At 58.1% G+C, this 14,040-nt stretch carries 18 protein-coding genes and 1 pseudogene; 10 read left to right on the top strand and 9 right to left on the bottom strand.

The window, feature by feature from the left end:
- Nucleotides 1–167 precede the first annotated feature (167 nt).
- The 3 genes from P186_RS09795 to P186_RS09785 are packed head-to-tail and all read right to left on the bottom strand — an operon-like array spanning nt 168 to nt 1,676.
- Entirely contained in the window at nt 168–383 is a 216-nt protein-coding gene (locus P186_RS09795) for a glutamate-1-semialdehyde aminotransferase (protein ID WP_014289322.1), read from the bottom strand.
- A gap of 23 nt (nt 384–406) precedes the next feature.
- Nucleotides 407–1,315 carry a hypothetical protein gene (locus P186_RS09790; protein WP_014289321.1) on the bottom strand — a complete coding sequence of 303 codons (909 nt, stop codon included), beginning with the start codon at nt 1,313–1,315 and terminating at the stop codon, nt 407–409.
- Nucleotides 1,316–1,319: 4 nt separating this feature from the next.
- Nucleotides 1,320–1,676, bottom strand: coding sequence for a hypothetical protein (locus P186_RS09785; RefSeq protein WP_148682952.1), 357 nt, complete (start codon nt 1,674–1,676; stop codon nt 1,320–1,322).
- A gap of 159 nt (nt 1,677–1,835) precedes the next feature.
- On the opposite strand from P186_RS09785, the gene cobA reads away from it, so the two are divergent.
- The 6 genes from cobA to P186_RS09755 are packed head-to-tail and all read left to right on the top strand — an operon-like array spanning nt 1,836 to nt 6,150.
- On the top strand, nt 1,836–2,564 hold the full coding sequence (gene cobA, locus P186_RS09780; protein WP_014289319.1) for a uroporphyrinogen-III C-methyltransferase: 729 nt from the start codon (nt 1,836–1,838) through the stop codon (nt 2,562–2,564).
- Nucleotides 2,543–3,184 (top strand): uroporphyrinogen-III synthase, encoded by a 642-nt coding sequence (locus P186_RS09775; RefSeq protein WP_014289318.1) that lies wholly within the window; start codon nt 2,543–2,545, stop codon nt 3,182–3,184. Before cobA ends, P186_RS09775 begins: the two co-directional genes overlap by 22 nt.
- 17 nt (nt 3,185–3,201) lie before the next feature.
- Nucleotides 3,202–3,402, top strand: a complete 201-nt coding sequence (locus P186_RS09770; RefSeq protein ID WP_014289317.1) for a hypothetical protein — start codon at nt 3,202–3,204, stop codon at nt 3,400–3,402.
- A gap of 29 nt (nt 3,403–3,431) precedes the next feature.
- Complete coding sequence (locus tag P186_RS09765) at nt 3,432–4,094, top strand: precorrin-2 dehydrogenase/sirohydrochlorin ferrochelatase family protein (protein WP_014289316.1); 663 nt, start codon at nt 3,432–3,434, stop codon at nt 4,092–4,094.
- Between the two features lie 46 nt (nt 4,095–4,140).
- Nucleotides 4,141–5,151: a porphobilinogen synthase gene (gene hemB, locus P186_RS09760; protein WP_014289315.1), complete on the top strand. Its 1,011-nt coding sequence runs from the start codon at nt 4,141–4,143 to the stop codon at nt 5,149–5,151.
- A gap of 21 nt (nt 5,152–5,172) precedes the next feature.
- Nucleotides 5,173–6,150: an Lrp/AsnC family transcriptional regulator gene (locus tag P186_RS09755; RefSeq protein WP_148682951.1), complete on the top strand. Its 978-nt coding sequence runs from the start codon at nt 5,173–5,175 to the stop codon at nt 6,148–6,150.
- Here the strand turns inward: P186_RS09755 and hemC are convergent.
- The 3 genes from hemC to P186_RS09740 all read right to left on the bottom strand — a co-directional run bounded on the left by hemC (nt 6,147) and on the right by P186_RS09740 (nt 8,862).
- A complete protein-coding gene (gene hemC / locus P186_RS09750) occupies nt 6,147–7,034 on the bottom strand; it encodes a hydroxymethylbilane synthase (RefSeq protein WP_014289313.1) in 888 nt (295 codons plus the stop codon). The genes P186_RS09755 and hemC overlap by 4 nt on opposite strands.
- Nucleotides 7,012–8,166, bottom strand: coding sequence for a radical SAM/SPASM domain-containing protein (locus P186_RS09745; protein WP_148682950.1), 1,155 nt, complete (start codon nt 8,164–8,166; stop codon nt 7,012–7,014). Before P186_RS09745 ends, hemC begins: the two co-directional genes overlap by 23 nt.
- A 177-nt stretch (nt 8,167–8,343) precedes the next feature.
- The gene (locus tag P186_RS09740; protein ID WP_014289311.1) at nt 8,344–8,862 is read right to left on the bottom strand and encodes a DUF6884 domain-containing protein; all 519 of its coding nucleotides are present in this window, start codon (nt 8,860–8,862) and stop codon (nt 8,344–8,346) included.
- A gap of 41 nt (nt 8,863–8,903) precedes the next feature.
- Here P186_RS09740 and P186_RS09735 point away from each other — a divergent pair, with 41 nt between their 5' ends.
- Entirely contained in the window at nt 8,904–9,710 is an 807-nt protein-coding gene (locus tag P186_RS09735; RefSeq protein WP_014289310.1) for an undecaprenyl-diphosphate phosphatase, read from the top strand.
- Here the strand turns inward: P186_RS09735 and P186_RS09730 are convergent.
- Nucleotides 9,694–10,470 carry a VUT family protein gene (locus P186_RS09730; protein WP_014289309.1) on the bottom strand — a complete coding sequence of 259 codons (777 nt, stop codon included), beginning with the start codon at nt 10,468–10,470 and terminating at the stop codon, nt 9,694–9,696. The genes P186_RS09735 and P186_RS09730 overlap by 17 nt on opposite strands.
- A gap of 102 nt (nt 10,471–10,572) precedes the next feature.
- Between P186_RS09730 and P186_RS09725 the strand changes: the two genes are divergently transcribed.
- The 3 genes from P186_RS09725 to P186_RS09715 are packed head-to-tail and all read left to right on the top strand — an operon-like array spanning nt 10,573 to nt 12,565.
- The gene (locus P186_RS09725; protein WP_014289308.1) at nt 10,573–10,812 is read left to right on the top strand and encodes a TFIIB-type zinc ribbon-containing protein; all 240 of its coding nucleotides are present in this window, start codon (nt 10,573–10,575) and stop codon (nt 10,810–10,812) included.
- Between the two features lie 39 nt (nt 10,813–10,851).
- The gene (locus tag P186_RS09720) at nt 10,852–11,601 is read left to right on the top strand and encodes an indole-3-glycerol-phosphate synthase (RefSeq protein ID WP_014289307.1); all 750 of its coding nucleotides are present in this window, start codon (nt 10,852–10,854) and stop codon (nt 11,599–11,601) included.
- Between the two features lies 1 nt (nt 11,602).
- On the top strand, nt 11,603–12,565 hold the full coding sequence (locus P186_RS09715; protein WP_014289306.1) for a cation diffusion facilitator family transporter: 963 nt from the start codon (nt 11,603–11,605) through the stop codon (nt 12,563–12,565).
- Here P186_RS09715 and P186_RS09710 read toward each other — a convergent pair.
- Complete coding sequence (locus tag P186_RS09710) at nt 12,477–12,761, bottom strand: transcriptional regulator (RefSeq protein WP_148682948.1); 285 nt, start codon at nt 12,759–12,761, stop codon at nt 12,477–12,479. The genes P186_RS09715 and P186_RS09710 overlap by 89 nt on opposite strands.
- 313 nt (nt 12,762–13,074) lie before the next feature.
- A pseudogene (locus P186_RS09705) lies at nt 13,075–14,020 on the bottom strand (sodium:calcium antiporter).
- Nucleotides 14,021–14,040: the final 20 nt, after the last annotated feature.

The following is a 14,040-nucleotide window of genomic DNA, read 5'->3' as shown; positions in this document are numbered from 1 at the left end:
AATATACACTGTATTTGATATAAGGGCATATACAACCGCGGCGACTAGTAGCGTAGCCATCAAATATACCATCATTTTGTACATGACAAATAGACGTAACTTAACTTAAATTTTTAAACTTCGTCTTTTGGCTAACTACATCTCGTCTTGTGTCGATTAAAAATGCTTTATAAGATCTCTGTCCTTTTGTGGGTCGGATCTTTATAGTAGGCGCCAGGCCTGGGGGATCCCGAGCTTCTGGCCTCCTCCCCGCCCCTCGGCTGGGGCAACTCATGGACGCCCACTGCCCCTTCGGCTACTAGGGGAGATGGGAGGTGCTTAAGGGCGCGGGCCGGCGAGTTAACGCCGCCTGGGAACACCTTCCTGGCCCGCTCGTAGAGCATAGAAAAAACTGGGCGGTTTAAAATTAAGAGATTGGCCTTACGTGGGGCTCCTCCCCTATGTATTTCTCTAGAATTTCAATAACTTTTGTCAATCTACCTCCGTCCACTATTGCTACGATCCCCTGTTTTTCGACTTTAGGCAACAAGCACGCGTCAATGACGTAATGGCCGTACCACTCCCCGCCCATTCTTGTGTAGTTACGTACAGAGACAGCGCTGGGGAGTGATATGGGGATTACCGTCCGGTTTTCGGGAAATATGTGGAGCTTAACCGCGCCGTTTAGCACGACTCTAAGTGGCCTCATATCCGGCCCGTAGTAGGTGCCGTTGCAAAACGGTATGGCAAATGCGCCGTACATAAGAGGCACGTCGTATTTGTAGCTATAGAGTAATTCCACGAGGAATGGGTCGGGGAAGCCGTAGATTTTCTTTGTCTCGTTTAGGGCAACCCACAACACGTCTTCTAAATCTCTGCTGGAGTACGTTAAGATGGGGTTTGTGTCGTTAACAAAAGTAGGTATGCCGTTTTTATTCACCACCCTCGCAGGCTTGCTACTGTTGTATACCTCTAGTACGTATAAGTCCCCTCTGCTCGTTATCCGGGCTATTACACTCTCTTCATCTTCGGTAGTGGCGATCTGCCTCATTTTGGGGATTAGAACGCCTCCAAGCGGAGATCTAAACATCTCTTCTACGACTTGTCTGCCGGGTTTTAGCGGGAGACCCACATCGCCGTACCAGCTGGTCCAAATAACATACGGCTTAATCTCATCAAGCGTCTTCTCTAACTCTGCCTGTTTAAACGGCGGAAAGTGGGCAATCACTAAATATCTGCCATCAGCTTTTTTGAACACAGGTGAGCCGGGAGCAAAGGCAAGAGTCGATATGGCTACTTTCACCGCAATAGCCACTATGAGAGTTAGCCAACGCATAGTCCTAGCTATAATATGCTTTATATTCAACGACATCATACGAAGGTGCGATTACACATAAATTTCCAACTCTGACGCCGTGGATTTCTGCCAGCGTCTCGTCTACTGAAAGCCCCACGCCCTCGCCTACGGATCTACAGAGTCCATATACTTGGTAGTAGCCGTTTGCGCCTGAGGCGAATACGGCGAGCCAGACTCGGTCGCCAGAAAATACGTACACGGGGTTCTGGCAATAGTAGGCGCTGTATCGCGTCAGAGAGTTTAGTGTCGCCGTTATATAGAACGGAGCGCCGGTGGTGGACCATTCATCGAGGTCGTTGGGGGTGTCGAGACAAGTTTTGATGTAATAGGTCGACATCATGAGGCTGTATGCCACCATCGCTATAATACCTAACCCTAGCAGTAATGAGTATCTCATGAAGTAGCTTGTTTTTTAACTACAATTATTTTTACGCAATTGTCGAATAATATTACGTTTTTTGGCTTATGTATGCGGTTAAATAAGTGAGGGGTGCGTGTCGTGGGCCGTGTGTATATCGTCGGCGCGGGGCCGGGGGATCCCGAGCTTATTACTGTTAGGGGACTCCGCCTGATCGAAGCCGCCGATGTCGTTCTTCACGACAGGCTTGTCCCTAGGGAGTTGCTCGCCAGAGTTAAGCCCGGGGCGCTGGTGGTGGACGTGGGGAAGAGCCCCGGAGGCGTGGGCCCCTCGCAGGAGGAGATAAACGAGCTGTTGTATAAATATGCGCAGCTGTACGACGTGGTGGTGAGGCTCCACGGCGGGGATCCGCTGGTATTCGGGAGGGGGTTTGAGGAGTGTGAATACCTGGTGGCTAGGGGGGTGCGGTGCGAGTTCGTGCCGGGGGTGACCAGCGGGCTGGCGGCGCCGGCCAAGTACTACATACCCCCCGTGGTCAGGGGGACCGCCAGCTCGGTGGCGCTGGTCACTGGGAGGGAGGAACCCTCAAAGGGTAGGCGCCAGGTGGATTTCAGAAAACTGGCGGGGGCAGTGGACACGATTATTATCTACATGGGCGCCTCCGCCGCCGGGGAGATCGCAGGAGAGTTGCTCGCTGGTGGTCTGCCGCCGGATACGCCGGTGGCTGTTATAAAATCGGCGTACCGCCCCGACGAGGGGTTTCTAGAAACTACACTCGGCTCCCTAGGCCCGGTGCCCAGCCCGAGCATAATTGTAATTGGCAGGGTGGTGGAGAGGGGGCTTGCGCTATGGAGCCGCAGGTGGTGGTGATAAGGCTCAAGGAGGGGCCCTGCCCCGAGGGGGCCCTCTGCATCGCGGTGGGGGGCGTGGAGCCCCAGAGGGGTGTGGAAATCCCAGATGGGGACTATCTGGTCGTCATGAGCCCCGTGGTGGCTGACGCTGTGGATATCGCCGAGGTGAGGCGGAAGTTTAGGTGCGTCATCTGTGTGGGGCCCTCGACTGCCGAGAGGGTGGGGGACTGCGTGGTTCCCCGGGAGTATACGAGCTACGGCGTCGCTCGCCTGCTGAAGGAACTGGCGCCGGGGAGGGTAGTGGTGCTGAGGTCAAGCCGGGGGAACGAAGTTCTGAAGAAACTGATTCCCAACGTAGTGGAGGTGCCGGTTTACGACGTCAAGGTGGACACGGCGCGGTTGAGGGAGGCGGCTGCCCTCATCTCGAGGGCGAAGGCCGTGGTGCTCACCAGCTCCACGGTGGCTGAGCTGGTCGCCGGCGTTGCGGATCTGAGGGGTAGGGTGGTGGTGGCTATTGGGAGGGTGACGGCGGAGAGGCTTGCCGAGCTCGGCATTCCGCATATCACGGCTGACGAGGCCACTATTGAGAGCGCGGTGAGGACGGCCCTAAAGGCGCTGGGGGGTGGGTCAGTTGTTTAAAAAGGGGGGATATATACGTGAAGAAGAGGGGCGCGATTCTGGTGGAGGAGGTGCTCCTGTTGCTGGTGGCGATTGCGCTCATCAGCGCGTTTGCGCTCACCGTTACGGGGGTTGTGAAAGGCGCCGTAAACGAGATACTGGGGTTCCGCAACGCCACGAACAACTTCCTCAACGGCCTGCTCGACGCTGTTAAGCAACTGGTGGGGCTCTCCAAGTAGGCTTTAAAACAAACCCCTTTTTTCCTATAGTGAAAATTCCACTCTGGATTGAGGCGTCTAGGCTAAGGGTGTTGGTATTCGGCGGCGGCTCTGTGGGGACGCGTAGGGCCAAGTTCTTCGCCTCCGCCGGCGCGTCGGTGAGGGTGTTGACTAGAGAAGCCACGCCGGAGCTGAGGGAGGCCGGCGTCGAGATTAAGCTGGTGGATCTCTACCATTACGATCCTGCGGAGGACGTGGAGTGGGCCGACGTTGTCGTAATCGCGGTGAACGACCCCGCGCTGGCTGAGAGGCTCTTTAAGATTGCGGAGGCCGCCGGGAAGCTCGTGAATGACGCCACAGACGCCTCGAGGACCCACGTCGTGGTGCCGTATGAAAGAGCCGTGAGCGGGCTTAGGGTGGCTGTGACAAGCGAGGGCGCCGCCGGGGCGCCGGCGCGGCTATCCCTAGACATAATTGAGAACTGTCTGAAAAAAAGCTGGATACCGGCGTTTTACGAGGTATACAGAGAGCTGAAAAAAGAGGCGAAGGAGGCCATAGGCGACGTAAAGACGCGGCTTAAATTCTACCAGACGCTTAGCGAAGACGCCGAGTTCCTCGACTATGTTAAAAACGGGCGGATACAAGAGGCGCTTGCCAGAGGGAGGCGGATCATGGGGGATCTGCTCTCGGCAGGTAGACAGCCCAGCCCGTAGGTCTGGGGCGTGTTGAAAACTTAATTATCCACAGTCTTGTCGTCTTATGAAGTTTCCGCTGGCTAGGCCCAGGAGGCTTAGGGCGAGCAAGATTATACGCGACGCAATCGCCGAGACTTGGCTCGATCCCGGAGACTTTATCTACCCCATATTTGTAAAGCCGGCGGGGGGGAGGGAGCCGATACCCTCGATGCCGGGTCAGTACCGCTGGCCTGTGGGGGAGGAGCTGGTTAGACACGTAGAGGAGTCTCTCTCCCTGGGGGTCAACAAGGTTATCCTCTTCGGCGTGGTGCCAGACGAGGTGAAGGACGCGGTGGGCTCGCCGGGGTACGACCCACACGGCGTCGTGTCGAGGGCCATACGCCTCCTCAAAGAGACCTTCGGGGATAGGCTTCTGGTGTTTGCCGACGTGTGCCTCTGCGAATACACGGACCACGGCCACTGCGGCGTGGTTAGGCAGAAGGGGGGGAGGTGGTATGTGGACAACGACGAGACGGTGAAGCTCTACGCCAGGGAGGCCGTTGTGTACGCAGACGCAGGCGCGGACTTCGTGGCGCCCAGCGGCATGATGGACGGCCAGGTGGCGGAGATTAGAAAGGCGCTGGACGCCCACGGCTTCCACGAAGTAGGGATCATGGCCTACAGCGCGAAGTACGCCTCGGCCTTCTACGGGCCGTTTAGAGTCGCCGCGGCCTCGGCGCCGAAATTCGGCGACAGGAGGACATACCAGATGGACCCGCGAAACGCCTACGAAGCGCTGAAAGAGGTGTCTATGGACCTCGAAGAGGGGGCCGACATAGTGATGGTGAAGCCGGCCCTCGCCTACCTCGACGTCATTAGGCTGGTAAAGACGCACTACCCCTGGGCCCCACTCGCCGCGTACAACGTATCCGGGGAGTACTCAATGGTGAAGGCCGCCGCCTCCCAAGGCTACATTGACGAGAGGATCGTCACCCTTGAGATCCTCACCGCAATCAAGAGGGCAGGCGCCGACGTGATACTGACGTACCACGCCCTCGACGCGGCGAGGTGGCTCAGAGAAGGAACACCATTTTAATGTAGAGAACGGAGATAGCCCATGGATTCGAGAGTGGTCGACCTCCTCATGGAGGTGCAATACAATTTTCCACTTGTGGAGAGGCCATACGCCGAGGTGGGGCGGAGACTCGGCGCCGAGGAGGAGTGGGTAATAGCAAGGCTAAGGGAGGCGGTTCTAGAAGGGGTTTTGAAGAGGATCGGCGCCATACTGAACTACAGGTCGAGAGGTCTAACGGCGGCGCTGGTAGGCATGGCCGTGCCCGACGGCTTGATAGAAGAGGTAGCCGCCGAGGTGAACAGAGACCCCTACGTAAGCCACAACTTCCAGAGAGACTACAAGCCATACAACCTATGGTTCGTGACAAAGGCCGGGAGCGCCAACGAGCTGGAGGCCAAGGTGGCCGGCATCGCCAAGAGGTACGGCGTGGACTACATAGTGCTTTACTCGCTGAGGAGCTACAAGGTAGATGTCCGTTTCGACTTGAGGAGGGGCATCTCCTGGACCAGGGGCTACGTAATGCCGGAAAACCCGCCATCTATAAGCGAGTTAGGGATACCCCACGCCTTTTTCAGCAAGATTAAGTCCCTGCCCCTCACCCCCGAGCCTTTTAGAGAAGCCGCCGCGGTGGTGGGGAGAAGCGTGCCGGAAACCCTCGCCCTAATCAGAGAGCTGATTGGGAGGGGCGTCTTGAGGGATATGCACGGTACGCTGGACGGGGAGAGGGTCGGCTTTAGGGAAAACGCCATGGTTGTCCTCAGAAGGGGCGACGTCTGCGAGGCTGTGGCTAACCTGCCCATCTCCACACACGTGGTGCTCCGCAACACCGTGCCCGGCAGGTGGGAGTACCCCTGCTACTTCATGGTGCACGGCGTGTCTCGGGACGTCATTGAGAGCTATGTAAAAGACGCCATGAAGAGGCTCGGCGTGGAGGACTACAGACTGCTGTACAGCGTCAGAGACTTCCTCGGCGGCCGCGAAATGGCGAGGAGGGTGGAGAAAGTCGCTGAGGAGGGCTAGCGCCTAAAGGCGTTTACAAGCGCCGCCGCCCTCCTCCCCACCTCCACAGGGTCGTCCCCATAGATCTTCACCACACGCGCCCTCCCCCCATCTGCGTACCCCGCGGTGAACTCAATAGAGCCGGCTGGGAGAAGCCGCGCCAAGCCACCCACCGCCGTGTGGCAACCGGCGCCCACGGCCCGGAGGAACTCCCTCTCGGCAAGAGCCTCCGCCTTGGCAACTGGGTCGCTTGCCTTGTCGAGGAGGTCCACCAGCCACCCCTCGTCTTCCCTCGCGACGGCTACTACGATGCCCTGGCCGGGCGGGGGCGGCATAACCTCGGGGCGCAGTGGATATATCTTTACAGGGGGCGAGTCGCCGTAGAGCCTCACTATGCCGGCCGCGGCCATGACGGCGGCGTCGTAGCGCCCCTCCAGGATCTTCTTTACGCGGGTATCTACGTTGCCTCTAAGAGGCACCACCTCGACGTCTGGCCTAGCCGCCTTTAGAAACTCCGCACGCCGCACGCTCGACGTCCCCACCACCGCCCCCCTAGGCAGACTCTCCAAGTCGTAGCCCGTGGCGCTCACCAGCGCGTCGTAGGGAGGGGCCCTCTTGGAGAAGCCCGCCAAGACGAGACCGGGGGCCAGCTCAGACGGGAGATCTTTAAGGCTGTGGACGGCGAAGTGTGCCTCACCCCTCAGCACCGCCATATTCACCTCTTTTTCAAAAATCCCCTTGACCCCAATTTTGTAGAGAGGCTTGTCCTGCACCAAGTCCCCCGTCGTCTTTACAATCTTGATGTCGAACTGTACGTCGGGCTCCACCGCCTTTATCCTTGAGAGGAGCTCCTCTGTCTGTAGCAGGCTGAGCCTCGACCCTCTAGTTGCGACCACCAGCCTCATTGCCGAACAACGCCGGGATGGGGCAGAGGGGGTCGTCGCCGAACATGTCGCCGGACATGTAGTAGGCCCTAGCCCTGTCCCCGCCTTTGCAGAACTTCTTATACGGACAGGCGGAGCACCTAGGCCCCCTCAGGTATTTATCAGTCTCGACGAAGAGGGCCAGCCTCTCCGGGGTCAGTATCTCCCTCAGCCTCTTCTCCCGCACGTTGCCCAGCTTGTAGAAGTCTATAAACTGGCACGGGTAGACGTCGCCGTTTGGATATATAGATATGATCTTGCGGCCGCACCCACCGGTGGACTCCACAAACTCTAGGTATTTCGCGTCGCCCCCACCCACGGTGAGCGCTATGTAGATCCCGTCGTAAGGCGCGAGGGTCGTCTCGATTTCAAGCCTCCCGGCGTACTGCCTAGCCTTGGCGATGAGAGTCTCTATAAACTCCTGGTACTGCCGGGGGGTGTACCACCAGTCCTCTGCCAGCTTCTGCGCCCGGCCCGCCGCAGATAGGTGGTAGAAGGTGACGCGCCTCACCCCCAGAGAGGCGGCAAAATCCACGTAGCTACCCACCTCGTGAATGTTCTTCGCTGTGACGACGAAGCGGAGCCCCACGTCGAGTCCCGCCGCGATTGCGTTTTTAATGCCCGCCAGAGCCGCGGCGAAGCTACCCCCTACCCCCCGAAACTTGTCGTGGAAGTCAGCAGACGCAGAGTCGAGGCTCACCCCCACGTAGACCACCCCAACCTCCCTAAGCCTCTTCGCGACCTCTGGAGTTATCAGTGTACCGTTTGTAGACAGCACCAGCCTAATCCCCCTCTCCCTCGCGTACCCAGCAATCTCGAAAAAGTCCGGCCTCGTCAAGGGCTCACCCCCCGTGAAGAGGATCAGGGGGACCCCCACCTCGGCCATTTGGTCGACCACGTCGAGGGCCTCCCTCGTGCTTAGCTCCCCCGCCTCAGCTGGGCCAGCGTCGATGTAGCAGTGTATGCACTTGAGGTTGCACCGCCTAGTTATGTTCCAGCTCACGATAGGCCTAAACGGGGCTGAGAAATCGCTCGGCCTATCCACTCCAAACCTCCCCTTAACTCTAAAAGAAGTAGTGCCCACCCCCGTTACCATGACGCTGATTGGAATCACTTTAGTTAAGCAAAGACATAGATATAAATCTGTATCTCGAGGTGACTCGGTGACGAGATAAATGGGGCTGAGGATGAGGACGGCATCCTGCGCCGACGTTCAAAGCTAAGCACGGCACTCGCCACGGACACGCCGAGCGGCCCTAGGCGCCCCGCCGCGTCTGCACTATGCCGCGGCCTACTCTCTATCTCCAGAACCTCTGCGCCGTCGCCGGGTGCCCTCTGGGGAGGCCGACGACCAGAGCGACTTCAGCAACTTTCTCAACGCTATGTGTCTGTCGAAGTTGCCCGTCTTTATCCACCTCCCGCATGCCCTAAAAGGCGCTAGGACGTACACATCGTATTGACACGCCACGTCTTCCACCGCGATGTAGTACGCCTTGGTGACCACCAGAATCACCTTGTTTGCCTCCGCCAGCCTCCGAAACGCCGTGTGCAACCCCACGGCGCGGGCCCACCTCTTAATCTCCTCGTGGCTCTTCCCGCTGAGAGTCTCGTCGTAGGGCTCAAGCACGTCGTGCTCCCCAACCAGCCCGTAGCGTGCGGATATTATGTAGAGAGAGACGGGCATCCCCTGTGACCTGGCCTCGTCGACAACCTTCACCACTCTCTGCACCGACGGCCCTCTGTAGAGATCCCTAGCCGGACTTGCGAAATCGAGCTTCTCTCTAGTACAGTTAGTAACAACCGCATACACGCCTCACCACTTTTAAATGTATATAACATGTACACCCTTCAATGAACCTAGGCGACGCCCTTCTCCTCGGCGTGGTTCAAGGCGTTTCCGAGTGGCTCCCCATAAGTAGCAAGACGCAGATCATGCTGATCTCCACGGCTCTGTTCAAATCGCCGCCTCAATACGCCTACTCCCTAGGCCTCTTTCTAGAAGCCGCCTCAGTTATCGCCGCCCTCATATACTTCAGAGGGCTGTACCTAAAGGCGCTGAGGGGGCTCCTCGGCGATCGCGAGGGGAGGAGGTGGCTCACATACATGGTAGTCACCACAATAGTCACCGGCGCCGTCGGCGTGCCTCTATATTACTTAGCCAGGAAGTCGCTACTGGCGGGCCAGAGCGCCGGGTGGCTAATGATAGCCCTCGGCGCCGCAGTGATGCTAAACGCCGTCATCCTCCAACGGGCAAAGTCGGCCGCCGGGCTCAAGAGCTTCGGCCAGATGTCTCTACGCGAGATGGCTCTGGTAGGCCTCGCCCAGGCCCTCTCGGTGCTCCCCGGCGTCAGCAGGTCGGGGGCCACCACCACGACGCTACTCCTCCTCGGATACAAGCCAGAGGAGGCCTTCAAAGCCTCCTTCGTCTTGGTACCCATAGCCGGGCTGGGCGCTACAGTCCTATCCTACATCGCCGAGGGAGACGGGGTGGCCACCGCAGAGGCCTTGGCGGCGATGGCCTTCGGCGTGGTGGTGAGCATAGCCACAATAAAGGCCTTGCTTGAATTCGCCAAGAGCAAACACGTGGTGCTTGTAAACGCCGTCGTCGGCCTCCTGGCCATCGCCGGAGGCATCCTAAGAATTACCCTCGGCTCTTAATAGAGGCCACGTATCTCCTCGCCCCGTAGATAAGTATCGCCTCCAGCGGCACCTGAAGCCACTTAACGACGATTTGCCCCGCTATTATCTCTAAATGAGGCCCAAAGGCGAGGGTTATAAACACCGCGCTATCCACAACCTGCGCCGCGAGGGAGGAGGAGTACACCCTAGCCAGCAGGTGTAGCCTAGGCCATCTGGTGACGATATACACATCTATGGTGGAGGATATTAGATACGCTGTGAGGGAGGCTATTGCGATTTGGGCGGAGGGGGCTATTACCGAGTCCACCACCGCCGCCCTTTCTTGAAACCACGACGGGGCGGGTAGCGTCGTCGCGGCCCACGCGGCGAACGCCACTGCGGCTTGGAAGAAGAAGCCCATCCTAACAGCCCTAAGCGCGAAGGCGCGGCCGTAGAACACCGCCAATGCGTCCAGCAGAGCGACGTTTGTCATGAATATAACGGTGCCCGCCGGCGCCGTGCCCACCCCGTAGTCCACGAGGCGGTTGGCGATGAACTGAGCCGCGGTCAGCGTCCCGAAGAAAAGCCCCACCAAAACCGAGTCCACTCTCTCCCTCCACAGCCAAATGAGGAGGAGGTAAAAAAGGTAGAGAACGGCGCCGTAGAGCCAAGCCAAGACTAACGGGTGCGCAGAAAGCCACGCCAAAACCGCGTCTACCACCTCCCTCCAAGGGCGGGTTATGAGGAGGTATGCCGTATAGCCCTCGCCGTCAAGCCAGACTAACATCAACGGGTGCATAGCCCAGCGGATCAGGGCGGTATAAAAGGATAGGCGCCGCTAGCGCCACGGGAGTTGCAGTGCATTTTTTAAAAGCTTCAACACAGCATATGCTATGAAGTAGTGCCCCTCTGTGGGATAGAACTAAAGCCGCGTATTGTGTACGACATCGAAATAGATGCGTGTCCTAAATGCGGCGGTGTGTGGCTAGACGGAGGTGAGCTACAGAAGCTCATGGCCCGCGTCAAGGAGTACCGCGACGAGTACTACAGCCACGACGTGTACAAGAGATGGGAAGAGGAGTACAAGTACCACAAAAAGAGGAAAAGCGTGTTTGAATTCTTCGAGGACTTATTTGACTAGATTGGATAGGATTTAAAAGTTGGAAAATTTGGCGCCAACGTGGACTTCCTCGCCGAGGTGCGGAAGACGGTGGAAATTCGGCTGGCCACCGAGCCTTTACCCCCGGCGAGGTCGGCGCCGCTTGTTGATTTCAGAAAGGCCCTCGGAGAGTTTGGCATAATAGCTGAGTATAAACGGGCCTCGCCCCGGGGCGTCATCCGCCTAGATACGCCCCCTTGGAGCTACTTCGCCCAGCTCCACCACCACGCCTCCGCCTTCTCTGTCCTAACAGAGCCCTTCTGGTTCCTCGGCGACTACCGCTTCATCCCCATAGCCAAGATCTTCAAGCCGGTCCTCATGAAGGACTTTGTAATAGACAAGAGGCAGGTGGACGCGGCCTACGGATACGGGGCAGACGCCGTGTTGGTCATATACCGCCTTGTGGGGCGCGAGAGCGCCATGGAGCTCGCGGAGTACGCGGAGAGGCTGGGCCTCACCCCAGTCGTCGAGGTGGACAACGTCCAGGACGCCAAGGAGGTCGCCACCTGGGGCGGCAGGGTGATCATCGGCATAAACTCCCGCGACTTGAAGACACTGGAGGTGAGCGTCCAGAGAGCCCTCGAAATCGCGAAGGCGCTGAGGGGCGACGTGGAGTTTATAATAGAAAGCGGCATATCCCGGCCGGAGGAGGTGGAGAAGGCCTGTCTACTCTACGCCAAGGGGGTCCTCATCGGGACGGCACTTATGAAAAACCCCGCCGCAATACAAGAGCTCAGACACGCGGCGGAGAGGTGCCTAGCCCGGAGGTGATATGGACAAGCTAAAGGCCGCCCTCACCTCCCTCCTCGCCGGCGTTGCAGTTACGATGATGAAGATCGCGGCTTGGGCCCAGAGCTTCTCGGTTGCGGTCCTCGCAGACGCGGTCCACTCCGCAGTCGACCTACTGGCAGTCACCGTCACGTATCTAGCCGTGAGGGCCAGCCTCAAGCCGCCAGATCTGGAGCACCCCTACGGCCACCACAAGGCCGAGACACTCGGAGGCATCGGCGGATCCCTCGCCGTGATGGCCTCAGCCGCCTTCATCGCATACGAGGCCGTAAACAAGATAGTACACTGGGAGCCCTACACCCCCACGGCGCTGAGCATAGCAATAGTCGCAACTGCGATGTTCGTCGACTTCAACAGAGTAATGGTGTTGAGGAGGTTCCAAGGAGTCTCCAGAGCCCTCGAGGCAGACGCCCTCCACTTCGCCACAGACCTAGCCTCCTCGGCGGCGATAATGGCGCTCCTCATATTCGGCGCCGTTGCCTCGGCCCACGCCCCGCACATCATGGCGCAGTGGGGCCCGCCGCTAGACGTGCTAACCGCAATATTCATAACAATTTACTTCGTAAAGCTCAGCTGGACGCTTCTACGGACTTCGGTGATAGAACTCCTAGACTACGCCCCGCCAGAGGTGGTGATGAGGACCAGGTCCGTGGCTGGCGGCGTCGCCGGCGTGCGATCCGTTAAGTCTCTCAAAGTGAGGAAGTCTGGAAGCATCTACCACGCAGACATCACCATAACAGTTGACGAAAACCTAACCGTCAGGGAGGCCCATGAAATAGCCGACCAGGTGGAGAAGACGCTGAGAAAAGAGCTAGGCGGAGAGGTCACCGTACACGTAGAGCCGGAGCCCCGCCGACCTACTGAGAAGTCTGCTGAGACTCCTCCTTCATCTGCCTCTCGATCTCCTCAAGAGCCTTCTGAACCTCTCTCTCAATCTCCTCAATAGGCTTCGGAGGCGGAGTAGTGGCTAGGGCATAGCCCACCCAGGCAAGGATGCCCAAAACAGTTGCCACAGCCACAAACGCAGTTAGTTGCAGGATAAACGTCTGCCATGGCGAGAAAAATACGAGCCATCCATACAGGAGGATGCCCACAACCCCCACAGCCATCAGCCCGACGCCGATAGCCTTATCTCTATGCATGCCCCGGACAACAGCCTCATTTATAAATATTATATGATGTCCAATGTGAAGAACTAAGTTGCCGCGACGCAAGGCGTTGTCTGCACAACATCTGAATTCATCCGAAGACACACTGCCGCCTGCCTCTATAGATTTACAGCACCGCAACGGCTTGCACCACCGCCTGGGGATATCTCTAAATCTCGCTCACCGCGTCCTCTCAGTAGGTGGTGACAAAAATACCGTGTCCCCCTGACGTGATCTGAATTCTTTCGCCTCCTCGACAACTGGCCGGATCTTATTAAATGGGACAGGCTCCGTGTAGCGTATAGCATCAGACGTAGTAGAGATAGCCCGCCAGGCCGATAGGCGCCGTCAAGCCGAAGTAGCCGAACCATATGGCCACCACCTCGAAGATGGAAACTATAATCGCCAGCTCAAGAGCCGCCGCGGCGGCCGCCTCAAGTGTATAGACGCCGAGGGCCATGGCTAGGCCGGGGTAGAAGGTGCTGTAAAGCGCCTTCTCCCCAACAATGACACTTACCCCCTCGTCGTCTCTCCCCTTGGCGATAAATATCAAGCCGACAGTGGACTCAGGTATGACGGTGGCTATGGGCACAAGCACCACGGAGAGGGCCAGCTTGTCCAGCCCCACCGCCTCCCCGAGCTCTTTTATACCAGAGACCATCCACTCGGCGCCGAAAAACATCGCCGCGAGAGCGGCGGCGGTCTGGAGAACGGGGTTTCTAAGCCACAGAGCCGCCGGGCCTTTCTCTACCTTTTCCTCCCTCAGCATAAACTTGGCGTAGAGGAAGTACACCGCGAGGAGCAACACTCCGTAGAGCTGTCCGTAGAGGCCGTATTCTCCGGGTGGAGAAAGAGGATGGGCGGGAGGGGGATGGTGAACACGAGAAGAGGCACCGCGACGATGCGGTGGACGTGCGGTAGCCTATAACGCCGCCTCCCCAGCATCCATGAGAAAAGCGCCGTCAGAACCACTGCGGGGTAAATCACCGTAGAGGCCATGAAGGGTTGCGCCACGATAGACCCCCAGGCGATTTCAAACTGCCCCCCAGCAAAGCCAAGATGAACACAGCAAGCTCTGGGCTGGAGGTAATTATAGGCGCGAAAATAGCCGCAACGCCGGACGCGGCCCGCTGATATCGCCATGAGATGAAGTGGACAAGTTGCTCAATTAACAACCCGGAGAGAAGTGTCAGCACCACGCCGGCCGCCACGCCCAGAGGCCCAATAGATGGAATCAACGACGCCTCAGCTATGCGTACAGTCGAAAAAACCT

Source organism: Pyrobaculum ferrireducens, assembly GCF_000234805.1.
Taxonomy (GTDB): Archaea; Thermoproteota; Thermoprotei; order Thermoproteales; family Thermoproteaceae; genus Pyrobaculum; species Pyrobaculum ferrireducens.
The sequence above is the reverse complement of the archived record's forward strand: the minus strand, read 5'-3'. Positions and strand labels throughout refer to the sequence as shown.